Annotated in this window: 20 protein-coding genes, 2 tRNA genes and 3 rRNA genes; 15 read left to right on the top strand and 10 right to left on the bottom strand. The window is 60.6% G+C overall.

The window, feature by feature from the left end; genetic code table 11:
• Position 1: 1 nt before the first annotated feature.
• On the top strand, positions 2-367 hold the full coding sequence (locus C4K38_RS22310) for an antibiotic biosynthesis monooxygenase family protein (protein WP_025805401.1): 366 nt from the start codon (positions 2-4) through the stop codon (positions 365-367).
• Here the strand turns inward: C4K38_RS22310 and C4K38_RS22305 are convergent.
• The 4 genes from C4K38_RS22305 to msuE all read right to left on the bottom strand — a co-directional run bounded on the left by C4K38_RS22305 (position 364) and on the right by msuE (position 4,569).
• Entirely contained in the window at positions 364-1,470 is a 1,107-nt protein-coding gene (locus C4K38_RS22305; RefSeq protein ID WP_053280243.1) for a sigma-54 interaction domain-containing protein, read from the bottom strand. The genes C4K38_RS22310 and C4K38_RS22305 overlap by 4 nt on opposite strands.
• 23 nt (positions 1,471-1,493) lie before the next feature.
• Positions 1,494-2,681, bottom strand: a complete 1,188-nt coding sequence (locus tag C4K38_RS22300) for an acyl-CoA dehydrogenase family protein (protein ID WP_053280242.1) — start codon at positions 2,679-2,681, stop codon at positions 1,494-1,496.
• Positions 2,682-2,844: 163 nt separating this feature from the next.
• Entirely contained in the window at positions 2,845-3,996 is a 1,152-nt protein-coding gene (ssuD, locus tag C4K38_RS22295; RefSeq protein WP_053280241.1) for an FMNH2-dependent alkanesulfonate monooxygenase, read from the bottom strand.
• 9 nt (positions 3,997-4,005) lie between these two features.
• Complete coding sequence (gene msuE, locus C4K38_RS22290) at positions 4,006-4,569, bottom strand: FMN reductase (protein ID WP_009050048.1); 564 nt, start codon at positions 4,567-4,569, stop codon at positions 4,006-4,008.
• A gap of 402 nt (positions 4,570-4,971) precedes the next feature.
• Here msuE and C4K38_RS22285 point away from each other — a divergent pair, with 402 nt between their 5' ends.
• The 3 genes from C4K38_RS22285 (at position 4,972) to C4K38_RS22275 (ending at position 8,592) form a co-directional block, all read left to right on the top strand.
• Positions 4,972-5,238, top strand: a complete 267-nt coding sequence (locus C4K38_RS22285; RefSeq protein ID WP_053280240.1) for a hypothetical protein — start codon at positions 4,972-4,974, stop codon at positions 5,236-5,238.
• A 320-nt stretch (positions 5,239-5,558) separates the two neighbouring features.
• Positions 5,559-6,728: a cysteine desulfurase family protein gene (locus C4K38_RS22280; RefSeq protein ID WP_053280239.1), complete on the top strand. Its 1,170-nt coding sequence runs from the start codon at positions 5,559-5,561 to the stop codon at positions 6,726-6,728.
• 55 nt (positions 6,729-6,783) lie between these two features.
• Positions 6,784-8,592 (top strand): aminopeptidase P family protein, encoded by a 1,809-nt coding sequence (locus C4K38_RS22275; protein ID WP_053280238.1) that lies wholly within the window; start codon positions 6,784-6,786, stop codon positions 8,590-8,592.
• A 47-nt stretch (positions 8,593-8,639) separates the two neighbouring features.
• Here the strand turns inward: C4K38_RS22275 and C4K38_RS22270 are convergent, their stop codons facing one another.
• Both C4K38_RS22270 and C4K38_RS22265 read right to left on the bottom strand, forming a co-directional pair.
• Complete coding sequence (locus C4K38_RS22270) at positions 8,640-9,230, bottom strand: 2-hydroxychromene-2-carboxylate isomerase (RefSeq protein WP_053280237.1); 591 nt, start codon at positions 9,228-9,230, stop codon at positions 8,640-8,642.
• A gap of 37 nt (positions 9,231-9,267) precedes the next feature.
• Complete coding sequence (locus tag C4K38_RS22265; protein ID WP_053280236.1) at positions 9,268-10,008, bottom strand: SDR family oxidoreductase; 741 nt, start codon at positions 10,006-10,008, stop codon at positions 9,268-9,270.
• A gap of 93 nt (positions 10,009-10,101) precedes the next feature.
• On the opposite strand from C4K38_RS22265, the gene C4K38_RS22260 reads away from it, so the two are divergent.
• Positions 10,102-10,671: a TetR/AcrR family transcriptional regulator gene (locus tag C4K38_RS22260; protein ID WP_053280235.1), complete on the top strand. Its 570-nt coding sequence runs from the start codon at positions 10,102-10,104 to the stop codon at positions 10,669-10,671.
• Between the two features lie 11 nt (positions 10,672-10,682).
• On the opposite strand, the gene C4K38_RS22255 is transcribed toward C4K38_RS22260, so the two are convergent.
• Positions 10,683-10,964: a hypothetical protein gene (locus tag C4K38_RS22255; protein WP_009050041.1), complete on the bottom strand. Its 282-nt coding sequence runs from the start codon at positions 10,962-10,964 to the stop codon at positions 10,683-10,685.
• 169 nt (positions 10,965-11,133) lie between these two features.
• The gene (gene rhtA, locus C4K38_RS22250) at positions 11,134-12,021 is read right to left on the bottom strand and encodes a threonine/homoserine exporter RhtA (protein WP_053280234.1); all 888 of its coding nucleotides are present in this window, start codon (positions 12,019-12,021) and stop codon (positions 11,134-11,136) included.
• Between the two features lie 699 nt (positions 12,022-12,720).
• Between rhtA and C4K38_RS22240 the strand changes: the two genes are divergently transcribed.
• The 6 genes from C4K38_RS22240 to mrdA all read left to right on the top strand — a co-directional run bounded on the left by C4K38_RS22240 (position 12,721) and on the right by mrdA (position 20,051).
• Positions 12,721-14,257, top strand: a 16S ribosomal RNA gene (locus tag C4K38_RS22240).
• A 65-nt stretch (positions 14,258-14,322) separates the two neighbouring features.
• A tRNA-Ile gene (locus tag C4K38_RS22235) sits at positions 14,323-14,399 on the top strand.
• 26 nt (positions 14,400-14,425) lie between these two features.
• Positions 14,426-14,501: transfer RNA gene (locus tag C4K38_RS22230), tRNA-Ala, on the top strand.
• Positions 14,502-14,741: 240 nt separating this feature from the next.
• A 23S ribosomal RNA gene (locus C4K38_RS22225) occupies positions 14,742-17,633 on the top strand.
• Positions 17,634-17,769: 136 nt separating this feature from the next.
• Positions 17,770-17,885, top strand: a 5S ribosomal RNA gene (gene rrf / locus C4K38_RS22220).
• Together the 16S, 23S and 5S rRNA genes with 2 tRNA genes alongside form the textbook arrangement of a ribosomal RNA operon.
• Before the next feature lie 273 nt (positions 17,886-18,158).
• A complete protein-coding gene (gene mrdA, locus C4K38_RS22215) occupies positions 18,159-20,051 on the top strand; it encodes a penicillin-binding protein 2 (protein WP_053280233.1) in 1,893 nt (630 codons plus the stop codon).
• 1 nt (position 20,052) lies between these two features.
• On the opposite strand, the gene C4K38_RS22210 is transcribed toward mrdA, so the two are convergent.
• A complete protein-coding gene (locus C4K38_RS22210) occupies positions 20,053-21,039 on the bottom strand; it encodes a LysR family transcriptional regulator (RefSeq protein WP_053280232.1) in 987 nt (328 codons plus the stop codon).
• 155 nt (positions 21,040-21,194) lie between these two features.
• Here C4K38_RS22210 and C4K38_RS22205 point away from each other — a divergent pair, with 155 nt between their 5' ends.
• The 3 genes from C4K38_RS22205 to C4K38_RS22195 are packed head-to-tail and all read left to right on the top strand — an operon-like array spanning position 21,195 to position 24,174.
• Positions 21,195-22,496, top strand: coding sequence for an MFS transporter (locus C4K38_RS22205; protein WP_053280231.1), 1,302 nt, complete (start codon positions 21,195-21,197; stop codon positions 22,494-22,496).
• Entirely contained in the window at positions 22,493-23,248 is a 756-nt protein-coding gene (locus C4K38_RS22200) for a class II aldolase/adducin family protein (protein ID WP_009050034.1), read from the top strand. Before C4K38_RS22205 ends, C4K38_RS22200 begins: the two co-directional genes overlap by 4 nt.
• Positions 23,245-24,174 carry a 2-hydroxyacid dehydrogenase gene (locus tag C4K38_RS22195; protein ID WP_053280230.1) on the top strand — a complete coding sequence of 310 codons (930 nt, stop codon included), beginning with the start codon at positions 23,245-23,247 and terminating at the stop codon, positions 24,172-24,174. Before C4K38_RS22200 ends, C4K38_RS22195 begins: the two co-directional genes overlap by 4 nt.
• Here the strand turns inward: C4K38_RS22195 and C4K38_RS22190 are convergent.
• Positions 24,168-25,103 (bottom strand): LysR family transcriptional regulator, encoded by a 936-nt coding sequence (locus tag C4K38_RS22190; RefSeq protein ID WP_053280229.1) that lies wholly within the window; start codon positions 25,101-25,103, stop codon positions 24,168-24,170. The genes C4K38_RS22195 and C4K38_RS22190 overlap by 7 nt on opposite strands.
• Positions 25,104-25,285: 182 nt before the next feature.
• Here C4K38_RS22190 and C4K38_RS22185 point away from each other — a divergent pair, with 182 nt between their 5' ends.
• The gene (locus tag C4K38_RS22185) at positions 25,286-26,590 is read left to right on the top strand and encodes an MFS transporter (protein WP_053280228.1); all 1,305 of its coding nucleotides are present in this window, start codon (positions 25,286-25,288) and stop codon (positions 26,588-26,590) included.
• Positions 26,591-26,592: the final 2 nt, after the last annotated feature.

Below are 26,592 nucleotides of genomic sequence, written 5' to 3'. Positions count from 1 at the left end.
CATGCGTGCGCTTGAGCAAAACCGCAGTTTTACGCAATTGATCGAATTCGAAATCGAACCCCATCAACAATCCGGCCTGGTGTCGGCGCTGTCCGAGCAGACCGAGTGCCTGGCCCAGGGCTACCCGGGGTTCCTGAGCGGCAGCGTGCTGGCCAGCGACGACGGCCGGCGGGTGCTCAACTACCTGCAATGGCAAACCCGGGAAGCCGGCGAGGCGGCTTTCCAGAGTTTCGAGAAGGGCGAACAGGACTTCTGGCACCTGATCCGCGCCTATCAGGCCAAGACCGTGACCTTCGGCTCGTTCCAGGTGGTGCGCAGCATCGAGCGCAGCCCGGACAACGCGCTGCACTGCCGCTTGGCCAGCTAGATCGACAGTTGCAGGGTGCGCTCGTGCTGGCCGGGTTTTTCCAGCGGACGGCGCTTGTTCACCGCCAGTTCGCCGATCTTGATCAGCCGGGTGCGGGTGACGTTGCGGCTCAGGCCCAGCAGGTTGGCGGTGTGCACCTGGTTGTAGTGGCTGAAGCGGTAGGCCGCGCGCAGCAGCGCATCCTCGACCTTTTCATGCAGGGCGCCGGCCTGTTCTTCGAAGAGTTTGTGAAAGGCCCGCTCCAGCAGGGCTTCGGCTGAGTCGTCGTGGCTGTGATGGCTGTCGTCCTGGCGTTCGATGCGCATGTTCGACAGGCGCAGGTCGTCGCGCTCGATCACGCCGTCGCGGCAGATCAGCAGGGTGTGGTGGATGACGTTTTCCAGTTCGCGGATATTGCCCGGCCAGCTGTAGCTGCGCAGCTTGTGCTCGGCCTCGCTGCTGATGGTCACGGCGCCGTAGCCCAGGCGCTGGCTGTAGGCTTCGATAAAGTGCCGGGTCAGCGGCAGGATGTCGCCGGGGCGTTCGCGCAGCGGGCTCAGTTCCAGGCTGACCACGTCGAGACGGTAGTACAGGTCCTCGCGGAAATGCCCGGCGTTGATGGCCTTCTCCAGCTGCACGTTGGTCGCCGCCAGCACCCGCACATCGATGGGAATGCTTTTGCGCGAACCCAGGCGCACTACTTCGCGCTCCTGCAACACCCGCAGCAATTTCACCTGGATCGCCATCGGCAGGTCGCCGATCTCGTCGAGGAACAGGGTCCCACCATTGGCCTCTTCGAACCAGCCGGCCTTGGCGCTGAGGGCACCGGTGAAGGCGCCTTTTTCATGGCCGAATAGCTCGGCCTCCACCAGCGATTCGGAGAACGCACCGCAGTTCACTGCAACGAACGGTCGGTTGCGCCGGGCGCTGAGGTTGTGGATATGGCGCGCCACCAGCTCCTTACCGGTACCGGTTTCGCCGATGATCAGCACGCTGGCCTCGCTGGGCGCGACCTGCTGCAGATGCGCCAGCAAGGCCTGGGATTTCGGGTCTTCGAACACCTGGGCGGTGGCCCGGATCGAGGTGGCCAGGGCGGGCGAGGGCGGTAAGGTCAAAAGCTGCATGGACAAGCTCCGGGAACAGAAGGCTAGGAATAGAAAGTCGGGGTCGGCAGGGACTGGTTCAGGGCCCAGTCGCCCAACTCATGGAGTTTGTAATCCACCGGGTCGTGCAGGGTTTGCGTGCGCAGGTTGCGCCAATGCCGGTCCAGGCGCAGGGAGGCGTGGGTGGAGCGGGCGCCGGTGACCTCGAACAGGCGGCTGCACAGCTCCAGGCCCTGGCGCGTGGTGGCGACCTTGGCGGTGGCGATGGCCGTGGCCAGGTGGCCGCGTTCTTCGGCGCTGAGGTTCGGCCCCTTGGCCCAGGCCTTGTCCAACAGGTCCGCGGCGCGTTCCACCAACAGGCGCATGCCTTCCAGAGCTACCCAGAAATCACCGTAATGGCCTAGCACATAAGGGTCTTGATGGGCCTCTTGGGCGCTGGACTTATGCCAGGGCCGGGTTTCGGTGAGGGTGTACTGGCGGGCTTCTTCAAAGGCCCCTTCGGCGATGCCGAGGAACATGTGGGTGAAGGTCAGCTGGGCGATCAGTGGACGCAGGCAGGCAAAGGGTGTGCTCAAGGGGCCCGGGTCCAGCAGCAGCTCCGATTCCTCGACCCGCACCCGCTCGAAGCTGGCGCTGCCGCTGTCGGTCTGGCGCTGGCCCATGTTGTTCCAGTCGTTGTGCAGGGTGATGCCGCTGCGGCCGCTGGGGATGGCGGCGATCAGCAACTTGCCGCCGTTGCTTTCGTCGACCGCCGAGGCGATGAGCATTTCCGAATCGCTGGCGCCGGAGCAGAAGCTCTTCTTGCCGGAAAACTCGCGCCAACCGCCGAGGTTCTTCACTAGGGTACGGGTGTCCAGCGGGTTGAGGGCGTTGCCCCAGAACCAGTTCTTGCGCGCGGTCTGTTCGAACCAGGGTTGCCATTGTTCCGGGCGGGCGAACAGGCGCACGGTGGCCAACATCAGGTGATGGAAGCCGAAGACGTGGGCGATGGAGCTGTCGACCTTGGCGAACTCGCGGACGATGTTCAGGGTCTCGCTCCAGCTGGCGCCGAGGCCGCCGTACTGGGTGGGAATGCTCAGGGCCAGCAGGCCGCTCTGGCGCAGGGCGTCGCGCTGGGCTTTCGGGGTTCCGCCGCGCTCGTCGCGTTCGACGGCGGTCAGGGCAAACTCGGCCGCCAGCTGGCGGGCGGTCTGCAAGGGGGACAACAGGGCGCTTTGCGGCTTGGCAGTCACGCGGTGTTCCTCGTTGGGTGGCCGGTTGTCGGGCCGTGAAATCGGTGGCTCTCAGGGGGAGCGGCGGGGCTCCATCGCGGGCAAGCCTCGCTCCTACAGAAGCACGCTCATCTGTAGGAGTGAGGCTTGCCCGCGATAGCGTTCTATCAGGCGATAAACAGCCTCAAGCCCCAGCCGCTTTTTTGCTCGGCAACACATCATTGGCAATCATTTCGCCGAACGGCCCGGTGAGGTTGGTCACGCCACGTCCGGCCAGGCTGGCGTAGGGTTCCGGCAGCAGCGGGAACACCAGCTCGGCAAAGCGATAGGCTTCTTCCAGGTGCGGGTAGCCGGAGAAAATGAAGCTCTCGATTCCCAGGTCCGCGTATTCCTTGATCCGCGCCGCCACCTGCTCGGGGTTGCCCACCAGCGCAGTGCCGGCGCCGCCCCGCACCAGGCCGACGCCGGCCCAGAGGTTGGGGGCGATTTCCAGGTTGTCGCGCCGCCCGTCGTGCAAGGCAGCCATGCGCCGCTGGCCTTCGGAGTCGAAACGCGAGAAGGATTTCTGCGCGGCGGCGATGGTCTCGTCGCTGATGTGTTCGATCAGCTTGTCCGCGGCCTTCCAGGCCTCTTCCGAGGTTTCGCGCACGATCACATGCAGGCGGATACCGAACTTCACCGTGCGGCCATGGCGGGCGGCACGCTCGCGCACATCGGCGAGTTTCTCGGCGACGGCGGCTGGTGGTTCGCCCCAGGTCAGGTAGACATCCACCTGTTCGGCGGCGAGGTCATGGGCGGCGTCCGAGGAACCGCCGAAATACAGCGGCGGATAGGGCTTCTGCACCGGCGGGTACAGGGCCTTGGCGTTCTGCACATGCAGATGCTTGCCTTCGAAGTCCACGGCTTCGCCTTGCAGCACCCGGCGCCAGATCCTCAGGAATTCGTCGGTGACTTCATAGCGCTCGCTGTGGCTGAGGAAGCTGCCGTCGCCACGGTTCTCGTCGGGGTCGCCGCCGGTCACCACATTGATCAGCAGGCGGCCGTTGGACAACCGGTCGAGAGTCGCGGCCATGCGCGCCGAGACGGTCGGCGAGATGATCCCCGGACGGATCGCCACCAGGTAGCGCAGGCGTTCGGTCAGGGGCACCAGCGCCGAGGCGATCACCCAGGAGTCTTCGCACGAGCGCCCGGTGGGGATCAGTGCGCCGTGATAACCCAGGCTGTCCGCGGCCTGGGCCACTTGCTTGAGGTAGTTGAGGGTGACCGGGCGCGCGCCCTGGGTGGTGCCCAGGTAATGGCCGTCGCCGTGAGTCGGAAGAAACCAGAAAACATCCATGACAGGTCCTTAAGCGATTTTCAGCAGATTTTTCGGATGCACGCCGAACAGGGGCGCGGCGCGTTCTGCCGCAAGGCGAATGCGGGCCTTCAAGGGCTCGCTGGTTATCTGGTAGTTGGCGAAGTCGGCCTCGGTGGCGTAGACCCCGATGGGCAGGGTCAGGGCCTGGAAGAAACTGAACAGCGGCCGCAGTTGGTGATCCAGCACCAGGGCGTGACGCTCGCTGCCCCCGGTGGCGGCCAGCAGCACCGGAGTATTGATCAGGGCGTTGAGGTCGATCAGGTCGAACAGGTGCTTGAGCAGGCCCGGGTAGGAACCGCGATACACGGGCGCTGCGACGATCAGCAGGTCGGCGCTTTCGATGGCCTGCAACTCGGCTTCGACTTCCGCCGCCAGTTCCTGGCGGGACAGGGCCGCGCCCAGCGGCCGGGCAATGTCGCCCAGTTCGATGAGCTTGCTCTCGATCGGCAATTGCCCCGCCAGTTCGGCGAGCAGCGCCTGGGTCAGCACCAGGGTGCGCGAGGGGCGCCAGGTTCCACCGGACAGGGCAACGACTTTTAATGGACGCGACATGATCAGTTCCTTTGTTGAACAGGGCTCAACGAGCAGTGAGTAGTCCCAGGGCTTGAGCAAGAGCTGTACCAGCGACGCAAAGCCTTGAGTGGCGAGGCTTGTGGCGCTGTTCCAGGATCAGGCTGTTGTTGGGAAGACACTGTTTTGTTGATTGGCTGTTGCCTGACGAACAGTTGCTCAGGCAACAGCAGGCGGCGCGATGGGCCTGTTATAAAGGCTTACTGATATTCCTAAAAAATACTTTATTTCCATATTTATAGTTCTTTTGGAAATATAAGAGGGTGATATGGACCGCGATAGGAGTAATCGATAGCCACTATCGAGCGTGATGATTTCTGTCCCGGGAAGGGCGCCGGTAGCCTGTGTTCATTGCCTCGCAGCCCAGATCCAGGAGCTTTTGCCATGAACCCTTCGCTCGTCTTTTCCCTGCTTGTCGTCACCTCGGTGCTGGCCGGTTGTGCCAGCCAGCCGGGCCCGGAATCGCGCCCATATACCGCCGAGGAAACCCGCGAACTGGCGCTGGAAGCACTGAACCGGCGCGGGTTGTCCTTTGACGAATACCAGCAGAAGAAGGCCGAGCTGCTTGCCCCGCAACGGACCTACGGTTTCGACCAGCAGGGCGAAATGAACGCCGAACACAGCGTGACCCTGCATGGCCGTGCCAGCTGAGTTGTCGATCTGTCGCAGCCCTGCCCGCAGAGGCTGACGAACTGCCAATGGCAGTCGGCAAAACTCTGTGATGATTTTCCCGCCTCTCGCTGTGTTCTTTGGCCCCTTGGCCGAACCTCGCTTAACCCGGCTCCCGGAGCCTGTTAAGCTGCCCCTCGGGAGCGTTCCTACGCACTTTTAAATGAAGTTGTTCTTCTTTAACTGCATCCGATCGGGTATTGCTGACGGTCTGCCGTTTTTGCGTTGCCGAAAGGGCGCGTATCAGCGTTCGGCACCGAGCGAACCTTGATCCTGGAACAGGCTCTGCGGGTATTTTTGCGATGAATAAACGTCCTCTCTATTTCGACTACGCCGCCACCACGCCGGTGGATGAGCGAGTCATTCAGGTGATGGTGGAATGTCTGGGGTTCAAGGGTAACTTCGGCAATCCAGCGTCCAGTTCCCACGCCTTCGGCCAACAGGCCCGGCGCAGCGTCGAGCTGGCGCGGCAGCAGGTCGCCCAGCTGGTGGGCGCGGCGCCCGAGCAGATCGTCTGGACCTCCGGCGCCACCGAATCCAACAACCTGGCGCTCAAGGGCGTGGCCCAGGCCCGGGGTGTATCCGGCGGGCACATCATCACCAGCCAGATCGAACACAAGGCCATTCTCGACACTGCCAGCCAACTGCAGGCCGCCGGCGTGGCAGTGACTTACCTGGTGCCGGACAGCGACGGGCTGATCACGCCCGAGGCGGTCAGTGAGGCCATGCGCGACGACACTTTTCTGGTGTCGCTGATGCTGGTCAATAACGAACTGGGCACGCTCAACGACATCCCGGGCATTGGCCGCGTGGTCCGCGAGCGCGGGGCGCTGCTGCATGTCGACGCGGCCCAGGGCGCGGGCAAGGTGGCGATCGACCTGGCGCAGTGGCCGGTGGACTTGATGTCCTTTTCCGCCCACAAGATTTACGGCCCCAAGGGCATCGGCGCGCTGTACGTCGGCCCTCGCGCGCAGCAGCGCCTGCAGGCGCAGATCCACGGCGGCGGCCATGAGGGCGGTTTGCGCTCCGGGACGCTCGCGACCCATCAGATTGCCGCCATGGGCGCCGCCTTTGCCCTGGCCTCCGAACACTTCGACGAAGAGGCGGCGACCATCGCCCGTCTGCGCGAGCGCCTGCTCGAACAATTGGGCGATGTGCCGGGGCTGCGCTTGAACGGCAGCCCGGCCCAACGCATTCCCCATACCTTGAGCCTTACCTTCGGTGAAGGGGAGTTCAACCCGGCGGCCCTGAGTGCCTCTATCGCGTTTTCCGCGACCTCGGCCTGCAACTCGGCGAGCAATGCGCCGTCCCATGTATTGCTGGCGCTGGGGCTCGACGCCCGGGCGGCGGGGCGGACCATCCGCCTGAGCCTGGGGCGTTTCACCACCGAGCAGGACATCGATCAGGCCGTCCAACTGATCAAGGCTTCATCCGCCAGTGCACCGGCGTTCTGGGCGGTTGCCCAACCCTGAGGGTCGATATCCTCGGTATCCAATAACAATGATTCACCTGGTAGCAGGAGACACAATGAGTACGCAGCCCTTGACCAATGGAGTGGTCCCCCAGCGCCTGGCGCGCACCCGTGAGCTGATGAGCCGCGAGGGCATTCATGCCCTGCTGGTGCCGTCGGCCGACCCGCACCTGTCGGAGTACCTGCCCGGTTACTGGCAAGGCCGGCAGTGGCTGTCGGGCTTTCACGGTTCGGTCGGCACCCTGATCGTGACGGCGGATTTCGCCGGGGTCTGGGCCGATAGCCGTTATTGGGAACAGGCGACCAAGGAACTCAAGGGCAGCGGTATCGAGTTGGTCAAACTGTTGCCGGGTCAGCCCGGTCCGCTGGACTGGCTGGCCGAGCAGACCCCGGAAGGGGGCGTGGTCGCGGTCGACGGCGCGGTGATGGCGGTGGCTTCGGCGCGAACCCTGGGCAACAAGCTGCAGGAGCGTGGTGCTCGCCTGCGCACCGATATCGATCTGCTGAACGAAGTCTGGAGCGATCGCCCGAGCCTGCCGGATCAGCCGATCTATCAGCATTTGCCGCCCCAGGCCACGGTCAGCCGGGTCGAGAAGCTCGGCAAGTTGCGTGAAACCCTGAAAGAGCGAGGCGCGGACTGGCATTTCATCGCCACCCTCGATGACATCGCCTGGCTGTTCAACCTGCGTGGTGGCGACGTCTCGTTCAACCCGGTATTCGTCTCCTTCGCCCTGATCAGCCAGCAGCAGGCGACGCTGTTCGTGGCGCTGAGCAAAGTCGATGACGCCTTGCGCGCCGTGCTGGAGCAGGATGGCATCAGCCTGCGTGACTACAGCGAAGTGGCCGCCGCCCTGAGTGCGATCTCCGACGGCGCCAGCCTGCTGGTGGATCCGGCGCGGGTCACTGCCGGTTTGTTGGATAACCTCGGTAGCGGCGTGAAGCTGCTGGAAGGCCTGAACCCGACGACATTGGCCAAGTCCCAGAAAAGCCTGGCTGATGCCGAGCATATCCGTCAGGCCATGGAGCAGGACGGTGCGGCGCTCTGCGAATTCTTCGCCTGGCTGGAGTCGGCCTGGGGCCGTGAACGCATCACCGAGCTGACCATCGACGAGCACCTGACTGCGGCCCGCACCCGTCGCCCCGGCTACGTGTCCCTGAGTTTCAACACCATCGCCGCGTTCAACGCCAATGGCGCGATGCCGCATTACCACGCCACCGAAGAAGAGCACGCAGTGATCGAAGGCGATGGCCTGCTGCTGATCGACTCCGGCGGCCAATACCTGGGCGGCACCACAGACATCACCCGCATGGTTCCGGTCGGTACCCCGAGCGCCGAGCAGAAGCGCGATTGCACGCGGGTGCTCAAGGGTGTGATCGCCTTGTCCCGGGCGCAGTTCCCACGGGGCATCCTGTCGCCGCTGCTGGACGCCATCGCCCGCGCGCCGATCTGGGCCGAAGGCGTGGACTACGGGCACGGCACCGGCCATGGCGTGGGGTACTTCCTCAATGTCCACGAAGGCCCGCAGGTGATCGCCTATCAGGCGGCGCCAGCACCGCAAACCGCGATGCAGCCAGGGATGATCACCTCGATCGAGCCGGGTACTTATCGTCCGGGCCGTTGGGGTGTGCGTATCGAAAACCTGGCGATGAACCGTGAGGCGGGCACTAGCGAATTCGGCGAGTTCCTCAAGTTCGAAACCCTGACCCTGTGCCCTATCGATAGCCGCTGTCTGGAGCCTTCGCTGCTGACCCAGGACGAGCGTGAGTGGCTCAATGCCTACCACGCTGAAGTGCGTCGACGCCTGAGTCCGTTGCTGCAAGGCGCGGCGCTGGAGTGGCTGAATACCCGTACCGCAACCCTCTAAGCGTAAATCGCGCTGCCGGCTTCGGGCCGGCAGCGCGAATTGTTGGCTTAGCTCAGGGCTTCGAGGACAAAGTCCAGGCGATCCTGGCCGAAGAACAACTGGTTATCGACGAACATGCTCGGCGCGCCAAACACGCCGCGCTGCAAGGCTTGTTCGGTCTTGTCCTTGAGGGCGTTCTTGACCTCTTCATTGTTGGTCAGGGCCAGCACCTCGAGCGGGTCGAATCCCCCCTCACTGAGTACCGCTGCCACCGTGGCCTGATCGTTCAGGTTGCGCTTCTCGACCCAGAGTGCGCGGAACAGGCAGTCGATAAAGGCAACGAACCGCTGCGGATGTCGCAGCTGCATGCCGGTCACCGCGCGCATCAGCAGCAGGGTGTTGATCGGGAAGTGCGGGTTGAACGCCAGCGGCACCTCATAACGTCTGGAGTAACGCGCCAGGTCCTGAAGTGTGTAGCGCCCTTTGGCGGGGATGCTGATCGGCGAGGCGTTGCCAGTGGCCTTGAATACGCCACCGAGCAACATGGGTTGATAAATCAGTTGGCTGCCTGTCTGGGCACAGATCTTCGGCAGTTGGGTGTAGGCCAGGTAAGAAGTCGGGCTGCCCAGGTCGAAAAAGAACTCGACGGTCTTGCTCATCGGTGATGCTCCCTTTTTATTGTTGTGGAGGAGGGGGTTACCAGCGTTCGTTCCAGGGCCGCAGATCCAGCTCGAAGGTCCAGGCATCCCGTGGCTGGCTGTGCAGATGCCAGTAGTTGTCGGCGATGTGCTCGGGGTTGAGGATGCCGTCTTCATCCTTGAGTGCGTACTTTTCCGGGAAACTGTTGCGGATGAAGTCCGTGTCGATGGCGCCGTCGACCACCACATGAGCAACGTGGATGTTCAGCGGTCCCAGTTCCCGGGCCATGCTTTGCGCCAATGCACGGATGCCATGCTTGGCTCCGGCAAAAGCGGCAAAGCCCGCTGCGCCACGCAAGCCTGCGGTGGCCCCGGTGAACAGGATGGTCCCGCGTTTGCGAGTGACCATGCGCTTGGCCACTTCCCGCGCATTGAGGAAACCTGAGAAACAGGCCATCTCCCAGATTTTGAAGTATTTGCGCGCTGTTTCCTCGAGGATGCTGCACGGCACGTTGGCGCCGATATTGAACACCAGGGCCTCGATCGGGCCGATCTCGCTCTCGATCTGTTCGATCAAGGCAATCACTTCTTCCTCTTTTCGAGCATCGCAGGCAAACCCGTGGGCTTCGCCTCCCGATTGCTGGATGGCCTCTACCAGTGGCTGCAACTTGTCCGCGCTGCGTCGGGTGACACAGGCCACAAGACCTTCCTGGGCAAAACGCTTGGCAATTGCACCGCCTGTGGCATCGCCGGCTCCGACGACCAAAACGACTTTCTTGTTCTCTGTGGCTGTAGTCATGGTGGGATCGCTCTATTGGTAAACGGTCGTTAACTAAACGAACGTTATGCTACGATTCGCCGAGCGTCAAGGTGAAGAGAGGAGAGGGGTGTCATGCGTTATTCATCCAGTCACAAGCAGGAAACCAGGGAGCGATTGCTGCAGAGCAGCGCTGTATCAGCCAAAAAGGAAGGGTTTTCGACTGTGGGGGTCGATGGCCTGATGAAAGCGATCGGGCTGAGTGGCGGTGCGTTCTACAGCCACTTTTCGTCCAAGGATGAACTGTTCGGTTCGATTGTCGAACGGGAACTGAGCCAGAGCCTTGAACGTCTGGGCGCCGATGGCGAGCAAAGCCGGATGCGGCTTGAGCGCTGCCTCAAGCACTATTTGAGCATGGCGCATGTCGAGAGCCCTGAAACAGGCTGTGCGCTACCGACCTTGGGGGCGGAAATTTCACGGGCGGACGAGGTGGTTCGACAGCAGGCAGAAGAGTGGATTTGCCGCTTGCAGCAGAGTTGGGCGCGTACCCTGGGCAGCGATAGCCTGGCCTGGTCGATTCTGTCGCAATGTGTGGGGGCGCTGGTGGTGGCGCGAATGTTGGTCAGTCCAGACATTCAGCGCCAGGTTCTGAAATCGAGCCATGACGAAATTGTTCGTCAGTTACCAGCGGAGGATGTGCAGTAGGCAGGTGCAGCCTACTTGCAGATGACGATCATGCTGCGGCTGGTGTAGCCGGCGGGGTTCAAGCCGAAGGGGTAGTCGCCCGGATCCTCCACCGTATCGCCGGACTTGGCGATCACTTTGTAGCCTTTGGGGCCGCAGGAGGTAGCGGCGCTGGCGTAGCATTTGTCCCAGGAGGAGGACAGGCCGGAGCAGTTGATATGCAGCCCCTTCTTTCCGCGCTTGACCTCGGTTTTCGAAGTCGCGGCGCAACCTGCGATGGCAAGTACGGCTAACAGAATCAAAAAACGTTTCATTCCTGTCCCTATTACTGATCCCGGATCTGTTGCCCAGGTTCGACTGCGTTGGCTGTCACTTTGGCGTCTGTGCGGTCCTTGCCTGAAAAATCCATGACTGGCGCTGAGTTACAGCGTTTAAACATGGCCTAATTGAGCAGCAAATACCAGAGCTATGTACAGCCGAGAATCAATCAGCTGCAACCAAAGGTTTCGATTCGCTGCGCATGGTCAGGGTCGCACCCACTGACGCCAGGATGATGCAGGCAATAGCCAGCCACTGCGCGAGAGACAGGAATTCGTGGAGGAACAGTAGTCCGGACAAGGCGCCGAAAGCTGGCTCGATACTCATCAACGTGCCGAAGGTTCTCGCCGGCATTCGGGTCAGGGCGACCATCTCCAGGCTGTAGGGAAGGGCGGTGGAGAGAATGGCCACACCGATGGCGATGGGAATCAGGGTGGGCGTCAGCAAGGCGGCCCCGGCATGCACGATACCGATAGGCGCGACGAACAAGGCGGCGATCATTACGCCCAGTGCTGCGGTCTGGACGCCGTTGTCGGCTCCGGCTTTTTGCCCGAACAGAATGTAAAGCGCCCAGCACACACCAGCCCCCAAGGCATAGCCCGCGCCGATCAGGTCGATGCCGGCGCTCGTATCGCTGGTAGGGATCAACAGCAGCAGGCCGATAATCGCCAGGGCAATCCAGAGAAAGTCGATGGCTTTTCGCGAAGCATAAATGGCCACGGCCAGCGGGCCGGTGAACTCCAGGGCCACTGCGATTCCCAGGGGAACGCTGCGTAGCGACATATAGAAGAGGAAGTTCATTCCACCCAGCGCCATTCCGTAGACGATGACCGTGCGCAGGGACTTGGCGGTGAGCTTGGCGCGCCAGGGGCGCAATAGAAGCAGCATGATGATGCTGGCGAAGATCAGGCGCAGCGTGGTGGTGCCCTGCGCGCCCACGATCGGGAACATGCTTTTGGCCAGTGACGCACCGGACTGGATGGACGCCATGGCAATAAGCAGCAGTCCCACCGGGAACAGGGTTGAGGCTAGGCTGCGGGGCTGGTCATTCATGGCAAGGCATCATCCGGATCAGGGGAGGTAGGTTCGGTGCGCCGACATGATGCTCAACTAAGAACGCTTGAGCAATATATTGCTCATGGTGTTTCTGCTCTTCTTATATAGAGGAGGATTCGTCTGTTTTTGCAGGTTATTGATAGAAAAGGCAAATTAGGGGTTGACGGCAGATTCTACAGGTCTATAATTCGCCCCACTTCCGGCGCAGTCGAAACGGAAAACTCCTTGAGATTCAATGAGTTACGCAGTTTTCGACAGCGGTTACGCTTCAGTTCATCGAAGCCCGAAGGAGTTGGTAAGGTGTCTTGTTTTCGCCTTATTAACGATTCGATCTTCTCGGTCGAAAGCGGAGAAAAAGAGGTGTTGACAGCAGCGTGTAACGCTGTAGAATTCGCCTCCCGCTGACGAGAGATCGGAAGCGCAAGTGGTTGAAGTTGCAAAGGAAACTTTGAAAACTTCTTAAAATAACCGCTTGACAGATGCAGAGGCTGCTGTAGAATGCGCGCCTCGGTTGAGACGAAAGACTTAACCAACCGCTCTTTAACAACTGAATCAAGCAATTCGTGTGGGTGCTTGTGGAGTCAGACTGATAGTCAGAAAGATTATCAGCATCACAAGTTACTCCGCGAGAAATCAAAGATGTAACCAACGATTGCTGAGCCAAGTTTAGGGTTTTCTCAAAACCCAAAGATGTTTGAACTGAAGAGTTTGATCATGGCTCAGATTGAACGCTGGCGGCAGGCCTAACACATGCAAGTCGAGCGGTAGAGAGGAGCTTGCTTCTCTTGAGAGCGGCGGACGGGTGAGTAATGCCTAGGAATCTGCCTGGTAGTGGGGGATAACGTTCGGAAACGGACGCTAATACCGCATACGTCCTACGGGAGAAAGCAGGGGACCTTCGGGCCTTGCGCTATCAGATGAGCCTAGGTCGGATTAGCTAGTTGGTGAGGTAATGGCTCACCAAGGCGACGATCCGTAACTGGTCTGAGAGGATGATCAGTCACACTGGAACTGAGACACGGTCCAGACTCCTACGGGAGGCAGCAGTGGGGAATATTGGACAATGGGCGAAAGCCTGATCCAGCCATGCCGCGTGTGTGAAGAAGGTCTTCGGATTGTAAAGCACTTTAAGTTGGGAGGAAGGGTACTTACCTAATACGTGAGTATTTTGACGTTACCGACAGAATAAGCACCGGCTAACTCTGTGCCAGCAGCCGCGGTAATACAGAGGGTGCAAGCGTTAATCGGAATTACTGGGCGTAAAGCGCGCGTAGGTGGTTCGTTAAGTTGAATGTGAAATCCCCGGGCTCAACCTGGGAACTGCATCCAAAACTGGCGAGCTAGAGTATGGTAGAGGGTGGTGGAATTTCCTGTGTAGCGGTGAAATGCGTAGATATAGGAAGGAACACCAGTGGCGAAGGCGACCACCTGGACTGATACTGACACTGAGGTGCGAAAGCGTGGGGAGCAAACAGGATTAGATACCCTGGTAGTCCACGCCGTAAACGATGTCAACTAGCCGTTGGGAGCCTTGAGCTCTTAGTGGCGCAGCTAACGCATTAAGTTGACCGCCTGGGGAGTACGGCCGCAAGGTTAAAACTCAAATGAATTGACGGGGGCCCGCACAAGCGGTGGAGCATGTGGTTTAATTCGAAGCAACGCGAAGAACCTTACCAGGCCTTGACATCCAATGAACTTTCCAGAGATGGATTGGTGCCTTCGGGAACATTGAGACAGGTGCTGCATGGCTGTCGTCAGCTCGTGTCGTGAGATGTTGGGTTAAGTCCCGTAACGAGCGCAACCCTTGTCCTTAGTTACCAGCACGTAATGGTGGGCACTCTAAGGAGACTGCCGGTGACAAACCGGAGGAAGGTGGGGATGACGTCAAGTCATCATGGCCCTTACGGCCTGGGCTACACACGTGCTACAATGGTCGGTACAGAGGGTTGCCAAGCCGCGAGGTGGAGCTAATCCCATAAAACCGATCGTAGTCCGGATCGCAGTCTGCAACTCGACTGCGTGAAGTCGGAATCGCTAGTAATCGCGAATCAGAATGTCGCGGTGAATACGTTCCCGGGCCTTGTACACACCGCCCGTCACACCATGGGAGTGGGTTGCACCAGAAGTAGCTAGTCTAACCTTCGGGAGGACGGTTACCACGGTGTGATTCATGACTGGGGTGAAGTCGTAACAAGGTAGCCGTAGGGGAACCTGCGGCTGGATCACCTCCTTAATCGACGACATCAGCTGCTTCATAAGCTCCCACACGAATTGCTTGATTCATTGAAGAAGACGATTGGGTCTGTAGCTCAGTTGGTTAGAGCGCACCCCTGATAAGGGTGAGGTCGGCAGTTCGAATCTGCCCAGACCCACCAATTACTGGTGCACCCTGTAGCGATACGGGGCCATAGCTCAGCTGGGAGAGCGCCTGCCTTGCACGCAGGAGGTCAGCGGTTCGATCCCGCTTGGCTCCACCATTACAGATTGGTCTCCATCGTTTAAAGCTTAGAAATGAGCATTCCGCCAAAACGGCGATGAATGTTGATTTCTGATCTTTATCAGAATCGTTCTTTAAAAATTTGGGTATGTGATAGAAAGATAGACTGGATAGCACTTTCACTGGTGTTTATTCAGGCTAAGGTAAAATTTGTGAGTTTAATCGCGAATTTTCGGCGAATGTCGTCTTCATAGTATAACCAGATTGCTTGGGGTTATATGGTCAAGTGAAGAAGCGCATACGGTGGATGCCTTGGCAGTCAGAGGCGATGAAAGACGTGGTAGCCTGCGAAAAGCTTCGGGGAGTCGGCAAACAGACTTTGATCCGGAGATGTCTGAATGGGGGAACCCAGCCATCATAAGATGGTTATCTTGTACTGAATACATAGGTGCAAGAGGCGAACCAGGGGAACTGAAACATCTAAGTACCCTGAGGAAAAGAAATCAACCGAGATTCCCTTAGTAGTGGCGAGCGAACGGGGACTAGCCCTTAAGTGGCTTTGAGATTAGCGGAACGCTCTGGAAAGTGCGGCCATAGTGGGTGATAGCCCTGTACGCGAAAATCTCTTAGTCATGAAATCGAGTAGGACGGAGCACGAGAAACTTTGTCTGAATATGGGGGGACCATCCTCCAAGGCTAAATACTACTGACTGACCGATAGTGAACTAGTACCGTGAGGGAAAGGCGAAAAGAACCCCGGAGAGGGGAGTGAAATAGATCCTGAAACCGTATGCGTACAAGCAGTGGGAGCAGACTTTGTTCTGTGACTGCGTACCTTTTGTATAATGGGTCAGCGACTTATATTCAGTGGCGAGCTTAACCGAATAGGGGAGGCGTAGCGAAAGCGAGTCTTAATAGGGCGTTTAGTCGCTGGGTATAGACCCGAAACCGGGCGATCTATCCATGGGCAGGTTGAAGGTTAGGTAACACTGACTGGAGGACCGAACCGACTACCGTTGAAAAGTTAGCGGATGACCTGTGGATCGGAGTGAAAGGCTAATCAAGCTCGGAGATAGCTGGTTCTCCTCGAAAGCTATTTAGGTAGCGCCTCATGTATCACTGTAGGGGGTAGAGCACTGTTTCGGCTAGGGGGTCATCCCGACTTACCAAACCGATGCAAACTCCGAATACCTACAAGTGCCGAGCATGGGAGACACACGGCGGGTGCTAACGTCCGTCGTGAAAAGGGAAACAACCCAGACCGTCAGCTAAGGTCCCAAAGTTATGGTTAAGTGGGAAACGATGTGGGAAGGCTTAGACAGCTAGGAGGTTGGCTTAGAAGCAGCCACCCTTTAAAGAAAGCGTAATAGCTCACTAGTCGAGTCGGCCTGCGCGGAAGATGTAACGGGGCTCAAACCATACACCGAAGCTACGGGTATCACGTAAGTGATGCGGTAGAGGAGCGTTCTGTAAGCCTGTGAAGGTGAGTTGAGAAGCTTGCTGGAGGTATCAGAAGTGCGAATGCTGACATGAGTAACGACAATGGGTGTGAAAAACACCCACGCCGAAAGACCAAGGTTTCCTGCGCAACGTTAATCGACGCAGGGTTAGTCGGTCCCTAAGGCGAGGCTGAAAAGCGTAGTCGATGGAAAACAGGTTAATATTCCTGTACTTCTAGTTATTGCGATGGAGGGACGGAGAAGGCTAGGCCAGCTTGGCGTTGGTTGTCCAAGTTTAAGGTGGTAGGCTGGAATCTTAGGTAAATCCGGGATTCTAAGGCCGAGAGCTGATGACGAGTTACCTTTTAGGTGACGAAGTGGTTGATGCCATGCTTCCAAGAAAAGCTTCTAAGCTTCAGATAACTAGGAACCGTACCCCAAACCGACACAGGTGGTTGGGTAGAGAATACCAAGGCGCTTGAGAGAACTCGGGTGAAGGAACTAGGCAAAATGGCACCGTAACTTCGGGAGAAGGTGCGCCGGTGAGGGTGAAGGACTTGCTCCGTAAGCCCATGCCGGTCGAAGATACCAGGCCGCTGCGACTGTTTATTAAAAACACAGCACTCTGCAAACACGAAAGTGGACGTATAGGGTGTGACGCCTGCCCGGTGCCGGAAGGTTAATTGATGGGGTTAGCTAACGCGAAGCTCTTGATCGAAGCCCCGGTAAACGGCGGCCGTAACTATAACGGTCCTAAGGTAGCGAAATTCCTTGTCGGGTAAGTTCCGACCTGCACGAATGGCGTAACGATGGCGGCGCTGTCTCCACCCGAGACTCAGTGAAATTGAAATCGCTGTGAAGATGCAGTGTATCCGCGGCTAGACGGAAAGACCCCGTGAACCTTTACTATAGCTTTGCACTGGACTTTGAATTTGCTTGTGTAGGATAGGTGGGAGGCTTTGAAGCGTGGACGCCAGTTCGCGTGGAGCCATCCTTGAAATACCACCCTGGCAACTTTGAGGTTCTAACTCAGGTCCGTTATCCGGATCGAGGACAGTGTATGGTGGGTAGTTTGACTGGGGCGGTCTCCTCCTAAAGAGTAACGGAGGAGTACGAAGGTGCGCTCAGACCGGTCGGAAATCGGTCGTAGAGTATAAAGGCAAAAGCGCGCTTGACTGCGAGACAGACACGTCGAGCAGGTACGAAAGTAGGTCTTAGTGATCCGGTGGTTCTGTATGGAAGGGCCATCGCTCAACGGATAAAAGGTACTCCGGGGATAACAGGCTGATACCGCCCAAGAGTTCATATCGACGGCGGTGTTTGGCACCTCGATGTCGGCTCATCACATCCTGGGGCTGAAGCCGGTCCCAAGGGTATGGCTGTTCGCCATTTAAAGTGGTACGCGAGCTGGGTTTAGAACGTCGTGAGACAGTTCGGTCCCTATCTGCCGTGGACGTTTGAGATTTGAGAGGGGCTGCTCCTAGTACGAGAGGACCGGAGTGGACGAACCTCTGGTGTTCCGGTTGTCACGCCAGTGGCATTGCCGGGTAGCTATGTTCGGAAAAGATAACCGCTGAAAGCATCTAAGCGGGAAACTTGCCTCAAGATGAGATCTCACTGGAACCTTGAGTTCCCTGAAGGGCCGTCGAAGACTACGACGTTGATAGGTTGGGTGTGTAAGCGCTGTGAGGCGTTGAGCTAACCAATACTAATTGCCCGTGAGGCTTGACCATATAACACCCAAGCAATTTGCTTAGAAGCAAGTTGCGGTGTGTGAAGACGAAACGAACCGAAAGTTCGAGAAAACACACAAACTATCGCATACCCAATTTGCTGAAGCGTCGAAAGACGAATCGGCACACCGAATTTCTTGACGACCATAGAGCATTGGAACCACCTGATCCCATCCCGAACTCAGTAGTGAAACGATGCATCGCCGATGGTAGTGTGGGGTTTCCCCATGTGAGAGTAGGTCATCGTCAAGATTAAATTCCGAAACCCCAATTGCGAAAGCAATTGGGGTTTTGTTTTTGCGCGTAGAAAATCCTGGCGTGCATCTCGTCCATGGCAAGACGGTTCCAGGGATCACCTGGCAGTCGTATCCCTAGGCCCGGCCTACAGAAATGCTCTCTACAGCCACCACCGGGCATTCTTCATGAAAGCGCCTGGACGGTTTTGCTATGGTGCAGCTCGTTTTTCAAGGGACTGACATTCACCCGCACGGATCAGCGTTCACTATTCCACGAGAAGCTGTAGCAATGCCTGAACCGATACCGATCAAGGACCACGAAAAAGAGACGCGCCTGGTCAACAAAAGACTGTTGGCCTGCGCGCTATTGGTGGTCGCCATCACCTGCACCCTGATCGGGCGCCTGTACTTCCTGCAGGTGGTCGAGTTCGACTATCACTCGACCGTCTCCGAAAACAATCGCGTGCACGTGCTGCCCATCACCCCGACTCGCGGGCTGATCTACGACCGCAACGGCGTGTTGCTGGCCGACAACCGCCCCAGTTTCAACCTGACCATCACCCGCGAACGCACCACTGACTTGAAGGGTGAGCTGGACCAGGTGATCAGCCTGTTGCACCTGCCCGCCGAAGAGCGCGCCCTGTTCGACAAGGCGCTGAAGCAGTCACGTCATCCGTTCGTGCCGGTCACCCTGTTCTATGAGCTGACCGAAGAGCAGATCGCCGTACTGGCGGTCAACGAGTATCGCTTGCCGGGGCTGGAGGTCGAGGCGCAGTTCGTGCGGCACTATCCGATGGGCGCGCACTTCGCCCATTCCATCGGCTATGTCGGGCGCATCAACGAGAAGGAAGCCAAGGTCCTGGATTCGGTGGAATACCGCGGTACCCAGTCGATCGGCAAGACTGGGATCGAGCGGTTCTACGAGTCCGAGCTGCATGGCCATGTCGGCTATGAAGAGGTGGAAACCAACGCCCAGGGCCGGGTCATGCGGGTGCTCAAGCACACCGATCCTGTCCCAGGGAAAAACATCGTGCTCAGCCTCGACGTGAAGTTGCAGGAGGCAGCCGAGGCGGCCCTGGGCGACCGCCGGGGTTCGGTGGTGGCCCTCGATCCACAGACCGGCGAAGTGCTGGCCATGGTCAGCAAGCCGAGCTTCGACCCGAACCTGTTCGTCACCGGCATCAGCTTCAAGGAGTACAGCGCGTTACGCGACTCCATCGACCGGCCGCTGTTCAACCGTGTGCTGCGCGGCCTGTATGCGCCGGGTTCGACCATCAAGCCGGAAGTGGCGATCGCCGGGCTGGACTCCGGGGTGGTCAACGCCTCGACCCGGGTATTCGATCCGGGTTACTACCAACTGCCGGACGTCGACCACAAATACCGTAACTGGAACCACAGCGGCGATGGCTGGGTGGACCTGGACGCGGCGATCATGCGTTCCAACGACACCTACTTCTACGACCTGGCGCACAAGCTCGGTATCGATCGCCTGCACGATTACCTGGCGATGTTCGGCCTGGGCGAGAAAGTCTCCCTGGACATGTTCGAGGAAGCGCCAGGACTGATGCCATCCCAGGCCTGGAAGCGCGCTACCCGGCGCCAGCCGTGGTTCCCCGGCGAGACGGTGATTCTCGGCATTGGCCAAGGGTATATGCAGGTCACGCCGCTGCAGTTGGCCCAGGCGACGGCGCTGATTGCCAACAAGGGCGTGTGGAACCGTCCTCATCTGGCCAAGACCGTCGATGGCGTAGCGCCGGTGGACGAACACCCGATGCCGAACATCCAGCTCAAGGACCCGGTCGACTGGGAGCTGGTCAGCCACGGCATGCAGATGGTGATGCACGCGCCCCGAGGCACTGCGCGCGACGCTGCGGCCGGCGCGCAATACCGCATCGCCGGCAAGAGCGGTACGGCGCAGGTGGTGGCGATCAAGCAGGGCGAGCGCTACGACCGGCTCAAGACCCGTGAGCGTCATCGCGACAATGCCCTGTTCGTCGGTTTCGCGCCGGCCGAGCACCCGCAGATCGTGGTGGCGGTGATGATCGAAAACGGCGAGGCCGGCGGCCGGGTCGCAGGCCCCGTGGTCCGTCAGGTCATGGATGCCTGGCTGCTCGATCAGCAAGGCCACCTGAAGCCGCAATACGCCAGTCCCGGCAAGGGGCCGGACGTTCCCCACGCCTGAGTCATTTGAACATCAGGCTGTCCGGCACCTGCTCACGAATGCTGAGCATGTGCTGGATGCTGTCCAGAAACAGGATTTCGGCCTGGCTCATCTTCTGTTCCCGGTGCCACAGCAGCTGGATATCGAAATCCACCACACCCTCGTCCGGCGGCAAACGCCAGAGCAGCCCTTGCTCGACATCCCGCCGGACCAGGTGGATCGGCAGGCAGCCGATACCGAACCCTGCGCAGATCAGCCGATAAATCTCTTCGAAACTGGTGGAGGAGGCGACGATCTTGCCGGTAAAGCCCTGCTGGTCGCGAAACAGCGTCAGCGGTGACAGGTTGCCCCCCAACTGGTCGCTGGTGAAGCTGACGAAGTTCTCGTTGGCCAGCTGTTGCAGGGTCAGGCCTTGCTGGCCGAACAGCCGGTGGCGCTGGCCGCAGAAGTAGGCATAACGCTCGCGAAACAGCACCCGCTGTTCCAGCCTGGGTTGCGGAAGGCGACCCAACCCGACCCCCAGGGTCGCAGTCTTTTGCAACAGTGAACTGATGATGTCCGAGCTGCCCATCACCTCGACTTCCAGCTCGATTTTCGGGTGGGCCTCATGGAAATCGGCGAGGAACTCATCGTAATGCGGCGCCTGCACACCGCTGACGGTGAGGATGCGGATCTTGCCCACCACGTCGTCGTTGCGGCTCTCCACCACGGTGCCCAGGCGCGAGATATCGCCGTAGATATCGGTGGCGATGCGCAGCACTTCCTCCCCGGTTTCCGTCAACTCGAAGCGCCGTCCACTGCGGGCGATCAACACGCAGTCGAGCTGTTCCTCCAGGCGCTTGAGCGCCTGGCTGACCGCCGACTGGGTGATGTGCAGGCGCGCGGCGGCGCGGCTCATGCTGCCTTCCTGGCCGATCACCAGGTAGGTGCGCAGCAGGTTCCAGTCCAGGCGATCGTTGAGGAAACGCCGACCGACCCAGGGGTTGGAGGTGGAGAGCGGTGTGGGCATGGCGGCTCCATCTAGTAGCTGTGCTAATAGCAAAGATAAGGATTTGAAAATTGACTAATCCTGGCACGGCGGCGATAAAGCCCACAAGCGCCACAGAGCGCCGCGTGACCAGCCTTCAGCACCTGCCCAAAACTACAAATACACAGGGTCCTTGCATGCACACCACCCCTCAACCGCGCCGAGCCGCGGCGGCGGCCTTTATTGGCACGACCATCGAGTTCTACGACTTCTACATCTATGCCACGGCCGCGGCCCTGGTCCTCGGTCAGGTGTTCTTTCCCAGCAGCGACCCGGTGATGAGCACCCTGGCGGCCTTCGGCAGCTTCGCCGTGGGCTTCATCGCCCGGCCCATGGCCGGCATGGTGTTCGGCCACCTCGGCGATCGCCTCGGGCGCAAGAAAATGCTGCTGGTAACCATGGCACTGATGGGCCTGGCCACCAGCGGCATCGGCCTGCTGCCCAGCTATGCCAGCGTCGGCATCTGGGCGCCCGTCAGCCTGATCGTGCTGCGCATCATCCAGGGCATTTCCGTGGGCGGCGAGTGGGGCGGGGCAGTGCTGATGGCCAGCGAACATGCCCCGGCCAAGCGCAAGACCTTCTACGCCTCCTTCGCCCAGCTCGGCAGTCCGGCCGGCCTGCTGCTGGCGTTGATCGCCTTCCGCCTGGTGACCAGCCTGGACCAGCAGGACTTCCTCGATTGGGGTTGGCGCCTGCCGTTCCTCGCCAGCGGCGTGCTGATGATGTTCGGCCTGATGATCCGCTCCGGCGTGCACGAGTCGCCGGAGTTCGCCAAGGCCCGGGACAACAATGAAACCGCCCAGTACCCGGTGATGGAAGTGTTGCGCAGCTGCTGGAAGCAGATCCTGTTCGCCGCCGCCGCGGTGACCATCGGCTCGGCCGGCTTCTTCTTCACCAACACCTTTATGATTACTTACGTGACCCAGTACCAGGGCATTTCCCGGGCGACTATTCTCGATTGCCTGTTCCTGGTGACGATCATCCAGCTGCTGTCCCAGCCGGTCTCCGCGTTGCTGGCCGAGCGTATCGGCGAAGGGCGTTTCCTCAAGTGGGTGGCGCTGCTGTGCATGGTCACGCCGTACCCGATGTTCCTGTTGGTCGGCACCCAGAACATTGGGCTGATGACCCTCGGCATCGCCCTGGCGGTGGTGATTCTCTCGGCGCTGTACGCAGTGATCGCCGGCTACATGACCCAGGCTTTCCCGGTGCACCTGCGCTACTCGGGGATCTCCATCGCCTATCAACTGGCCTGCGCGGTCGCCGGTGGCAGCACGCCGCTGATCGGTACTTTGCTGGCCAGTAAGTTTTCCGGGCAGTGGCTGCCGCTGGCGGTGTTCTTCAGCCTGTTGTCGGCCCTGTCATTGATCGGCGTCTGCGGCCTGGCCCGGCTGCGCGCCAACCCTACCGTCCACCACGCTGCCCAAGAGGTGTATTCGTGAGCAAACCTGAACACATGAGCCCGATTGAATGGCAGGCCCGCTGCGAGCTGGCGGCCCTGTATCGACTGGTCGCGCACTTTCGCATGACCGACCTGATCGACACCCACATCACCCTGCGCATTCCAGGGCCGGAGCATCACTTTTTGATCAACCGCTACGGGGTGATCTTCGACCGCATGCGTGCCAGCGACCTGGTGCGCATCGACCAGCAAGGGCGCATCGTCGACCCGCATTACGCCGGGCACCGGGTCAACGCCGCCGGCTTCGTCATTCACTCGGCGATCCACATGGCACGCCCGGACCTCAACTGCGTGATCCACACCCACACCGCCGCCGGCATGGCGGTGGCCGCGCAGAAGCAGGGCCTGCTGCCCATCAGCCAGCATGCGCTGAAGTTCTACGGCAAGCTGGCCTACCACACCTATGAAGGCATCGCCCTGTCACTGGACGAGCGCGAGCGCCTGATCGCCGACCTCGGCCCGCACAAGGCGATGATCCTGCGCAACCACGGCCTGCTGGTGGGCGGCGCCAGCGTCGCCCATGCCTTCCAGGAGATCCATTTCCTCGAGCGCGCCTGCCAGGCCCAGGTCCAGGCGCTGGCCGGCGGTTGCGAGCTGAACTACCCGTCTCCCGAGGTCTGCGCCCACACCGCCGAACAGTTCGAGCGCGACGATGCCGACAACATCATCGAGCTGGCCTGGGAGGCCGCCCTGACCCTGATCGAATCCCAGCGCGAGTCCTATCTGTCATGAGCATCGTGGTGCTGCTGTCCCGCGACAGCCTGTTGCTCAAGCAACTGCAGGCCGCCTTCGCCCGCTGTGCGCCACAGGTGCAGGCGGTGCTGGCCGACGACCCGCGTGCCGCTCAGGCGCCAATGGCCGCTTGCTGGTTTCCACCCGCCGACAGCCTGGGGCGCTTGCCCAATCTGCAAGTGATTCATTCGGTGGCGGCGGGTATCGACCATCTGGAACACGACCCTTCATGCCCGGACCTGCCGATATGCCGGGTGGTGGACCCGGGGCACCGCCAGGGCATGACCGAGTACCTGCGCTGGGCGGTGATCCACTATCACCGCGGCTTCGACCAGGTGTTGGAGCAGCAGCGCGAACGGCACTGGGAGCGGCCGCTGCAACGGCCGGCGCGGCAGTTCAAGGTCGGGGTCATGGGCCTGGGTTCCCTGGGCAGCGCCATCGCCCTCGACCTGGCCGTCGCCGGCTACGACGTGCGTGGCTGGGCTCGCAGCCCCAAGAGCCTGGTAGGGGTACAGACCTTCGTCGGGCCGGGGCAACTGGAGCCCTTTCTCGATGAAGTGGAACTGCTGATCAACCTGTTGCCGCTGACTGCCGAGACCCGCGGCATTCTCGGGCGAGACAGCTTTGCCCGGCTGGCCCGCGGCGCGGCGCTGGTCAACGTCGGGCGGGGTGGCCACCTCAACCTCGACGACTTGCAACATGCCCTGGCCAGCGGCCAATTGCGCGGCGCCTTGCTCGATGTGTTCGAGCAGGAACCCTTGCCGGCTGAGCATCCGCTGTGGACCACCCCCGGGGTCACCATCACCCCGCACATGGCCTCGGCGGCCTCCCACGATTGCATCGCCGAACAGGTGGCGGACAACCTGCTGCGCCTGCAAGCCGGCGATCCGCTGTTGAACGAGGTGGACAGGGCCCAGGGTTACTGAGCGCCCAGGCAGGCCTGCAAGGCTTCGATAAAGACCGTCTCGGCGCGGCTCATGCGCTGTTCGCGGTTCCACAGCAGATGGATGTCGACGTCGGCGATGCCTTCGTGGGGCGGCAGGCGCCACAGCAGCCCGGCTTCGACATCGGCCGCCACCACATGCTCGGGCAGGCAGCCGATGCCGTAGCCGGCGATCACCAGGCGCCGCACTTCCTCCAGGCTCGGCGACGAGGCGACGATGCGCCCGCTGAAACCCTGCTGGTCGCGAAAGATGGTCAGCGGCGAGAGCATGCCGCCGATCTGGTCGCTGGTGAAGCTGACGAAATTCTCCCGCTGCAAATCCCCTTCGGCCACCTTCTGCTGGCCGAACAGCCCATGGTGCTTGCCACAGAAAAACGCATAGCGCTGGCGCAGGAACAGCCGCTGTTCCAGGCGTGGCTGGGGCCGGCGGTTGAGGCTCAGGCCGAGGGTCGCGGTTTTCTCCTGCAGGGCGCTGACGATGTCCGAACTGCGCATCACCTCGATCTCCAGGTCGACCCGCGGATGCTGGCGATGGAAGTCGGCGAGGAAGTCATCGAAACGCTCGGAAAAGATCCGGCTGATCATCAGCAGGCGCACCTTGCCGATCACCTCGTCGGCCGGCTGCTCCAGCACGCCGCTGACCTGGGACATCTGGCCGTAGATCTCGCCGGCCAGGTGGAAGATCTGCTCGCCGACTTCGGTCAGGGCAAAGCGTGGCCCGCGCCGGGCGATCAACTGGCGGCCCAATTGTTCTTCCAGGCGCTTGAGGGCCTGGCTCACGGCCGGCTGGGTCAGGTGCAGGCGGGCGGCCGCGCGGCTGATGCTCAGCTCCTGGCCGATCACCCGGAAAGTGCGCAGCAGGTTCCAGTCCAGGCGGTCGTTGAGCAGGCGGTCGGGCAGGCGGTTGGACATGGCGCGGGGCTCTGGGTCGAAGGACAGGGCTGATAATAAGCCGCAGTAATAATCAGCATAATAAATAGAAAATTGACTAATTATAGGCCCGCGACGATAAATCCCTCCCAGACAGACGCCGCCAGAGCGCCTCTGCGTTCCCGTTCTCTCCTGCCAGAAAAATAATCAAAGGAGCACGATCCATGAAGCCTTCAGCTTCGCCCCAGCCGCGCCGTGCGGCCGCCGCCGCCTTTATCGGCACCATGATCGAGTGGTACGACTTCTACATCTACGCCACCGCCGCGGCGCTGGTGTTCGGCGCCTTGTTCTTCCCCTCCGACGACAAACTGTTCAGCACCATGGCGGCTTTCGGCACCTTCGCCGTGGGCTTCTTCGCCCGGCCATTGGGCGGCATCGTGTTCGGCCATATCGGCGACCGCATCGGGCGCAAGAAGTCCCTGGTGATCACCCTGCTGATGATGGGCGTGGTCACGGTGTGCATCGGTCTGCTGCCGACTTATGCACAGATCGGTGCGGTGGCGCCGGTGTTGCTGATCCTGCTGCGCATCGTCCAGGGCATCGCCGTCGGTGGCGAGTGGGGTGGGGCGGTGTTGATGGCCGGCGAGCATGCGCCCAAGGGCCGGCGCAACTTTTTCGCTTCCTTCGCCCAGCTGGGCAGCCCGGCCGGGTTGATCCTGTCGCTGCTGGCCTTCAGCGCGGTCACCCGCCTGCCCGAAGAAGACTTGATGAGCTGGGGCTGGCGCTTGCCGTTCCTGGCCAGCGCGCTGTTGCTGGTGGTGGGCCTGGCGATTCGCCTGGGGGTCAATGAGTCGCCGGAATTCCTCGCCAGCCGCGAACAGGCACACAAGGCCCAGCGCAAGGAGCAGGCGCCGGTGATGGAAGTGCTGCAAAGCGCCTGGCGCCCACTGCTGCTGTGCATCGGCGCCAACACCCTGGGCATCGCCGGGGTGTATTTCACCAACACCTTCATGATCGCCTACAGCACCCAGCAACTGGGGTTGCCGCGCTCGCTGATCCTGGAATGCCTGTTCGTGGTGGCGATCATCCAGTTCTGCATCCAGCCACTGGCGGCCTGGACCGCCGAGAAGCTCGGCGCCACGCGTTTCCTGTGCCTGGTGTCGTTGCTGGCCATGGCTTCGCCCTACCCGATGTTCGTGCTGGTGAGCAGCGGCCAGGCGCCGCTGATCATTATCGGCATCGCCCTGGCGGTGGTGTGCATGGCGTCCTTCTACGCGGTGATCGCCGGCTACGTCAGCGGCATGTTCGAGACCCGCGTGCGCTACACCGCGATCTCCCTGGCCTATCAGGTCTGCGGCGCCGTGGCCGGTGGCCTGACGCCGCTGATCGGCACCTGGCTGGCCCACCGGTTCGCCGGCCAGTGGTGGCCGATGGCGCTGTTCTACAGCCTGATCGCGACCGTCTCGCTGCTGTGCGTGCTGGCCCTGGCCCGCCGGCATGCCGCTGCACACCGCCTGGAAATGGCTTGAGC

Source organism: Pseudomonas chlororaphis subsp. piscium (assembly GCF_003850345.1).
GTDB lineage: Bacteria > Pseudomonadota > Gammaproteobacteria > Pseudomonadales > Pseudomonadaceae > Aquipseudomonas > Aquipseudomonas piscium.
The sequence above is the reverse complement of the archived record's forward strand: the minus strand, read 5'-3'. Positions and strand labels throughout refer to the sequence as shown.

Coding starts and splice junctions, on each gene's coding strand:
- C4K38_RS22310 (WP_025805401.1), top strand. CDS start 2: ATGCGTGCGCTTGAGCAAAACCGCAGTTTTACGCAATTGATCGAATTC.
- C4K38_RS22305 (WP_053280243.1), bottom strand. CDS start 1,470: ATGCAGCTTTTGACCTTACCGCCCTCGCCCGCCCTGGCCACCTCGATC.
- ssuD (WP_053280241.1), bottom strand. CDS start 3,996: ATGGATGTTTTCTGGTTTCTTCCGACTCACGGCGACGGCCATTACCTG.
- msuE (WP_009050048.1), bottom strand. CDS start 4,569: ATGTCGCGTCCATTAAAAGTCGTTGCCCTGTCCGGTGGAACCTGGCGC.
- C4K38_RS22285 (WP_053280240.1), top strand. CDS start 4,972: ATGAACCCTTCGCTCGTCTTTTCCCTGCTTGTCGTCACCTCGGTGCTG.
- C4K38_RS22280 (WP_053280239.1), top strand. CDS start 5,559: ATGAATAAACGTCCTCTCTATTTCGACTACGCCGCCACCACGCCGGTG.
- C4K38_RS22275 (WP_053280238.1), top strand. CDS start 6,784: ATGAGTACGCAGCCCTTGACCAATGGAGTGGTCCCCCAGCGCCTGGCG.
- C4K38_RS22270 (WP_053280237.1), bottom strand. CDS start 9,230: ATGAGCAAGACCGTCGAGTTCTTTTTCGACCTGGGCAGCCCGACTTCT.
- C4K38_RS22265 (WP_053280236.1), bottom strand. CDS start 10,008: ATGACTACAGCCACAGAGAACAAGAAAGTCGTTTTGGTCGTCGGAGCC.
- C4K38_RS22260 (WP_053280235.1), top strand. CDS start 10,102: ATGCGTTATTCATCCAGTCACAAGCAGGAAACCAGGGAGCGATTGCTG.
- C4K38_RS22255 (WP_009050041.1), bottom strand. CDS start 10,964: ATGAAACGTTTTTTGATTCTGTTAGCCGTACTTGCCATCGCAGGTTGC.
- rhtA (WP_053280234.1), bottom strand. CDS start 12,021: ATGAATGACCAGCCCCGCAGCCTAGCCTCAACCCTGTTCCCGGTGGGA.
- mrdA (WP_053280233.1), top strand. CDS start 18,159: ATGCCTGAACCGATACCGATCAAGGACCACGAAAAAGAGACGCGCCTG.
- C4K38_RS22210 (WP_053280232.1), bottom strand. CDS start 21,039: ATGCCCACACCGCTCTCCACCTCCAACCCCTGGGTCGGTCGGCGTTTC.
- C4K38_RS22205 (WP_053280231.1), top strand. CDS start 21,195: ATGCACACCACCCCTCAACCGCGCCGAGCCGCGGCGGCGGCCTTTATT.
- C4K38_RS22195 (WP_053280230.1), top strand. CDS start 23,245: ATGAGCATCGTGGTGCTGCTGTCCCGCGACAGCCTGTTGCTCAAGCAA.
- C4K38_RS22190 (WP_053280229.1), bottom strand. CDS start 25,103: ATGTCCAACCGCCTGCCCGACCGCCTGCTCAACGACCGCCTGGACTGG.
- C4K38_RS22185 (WP_053280228.1), top strand. CDS start 25,286: ATGAAGCCTTCAGCTTCGCCCCAGCCGCGCCGTGCGGCCGCCGCCGCC.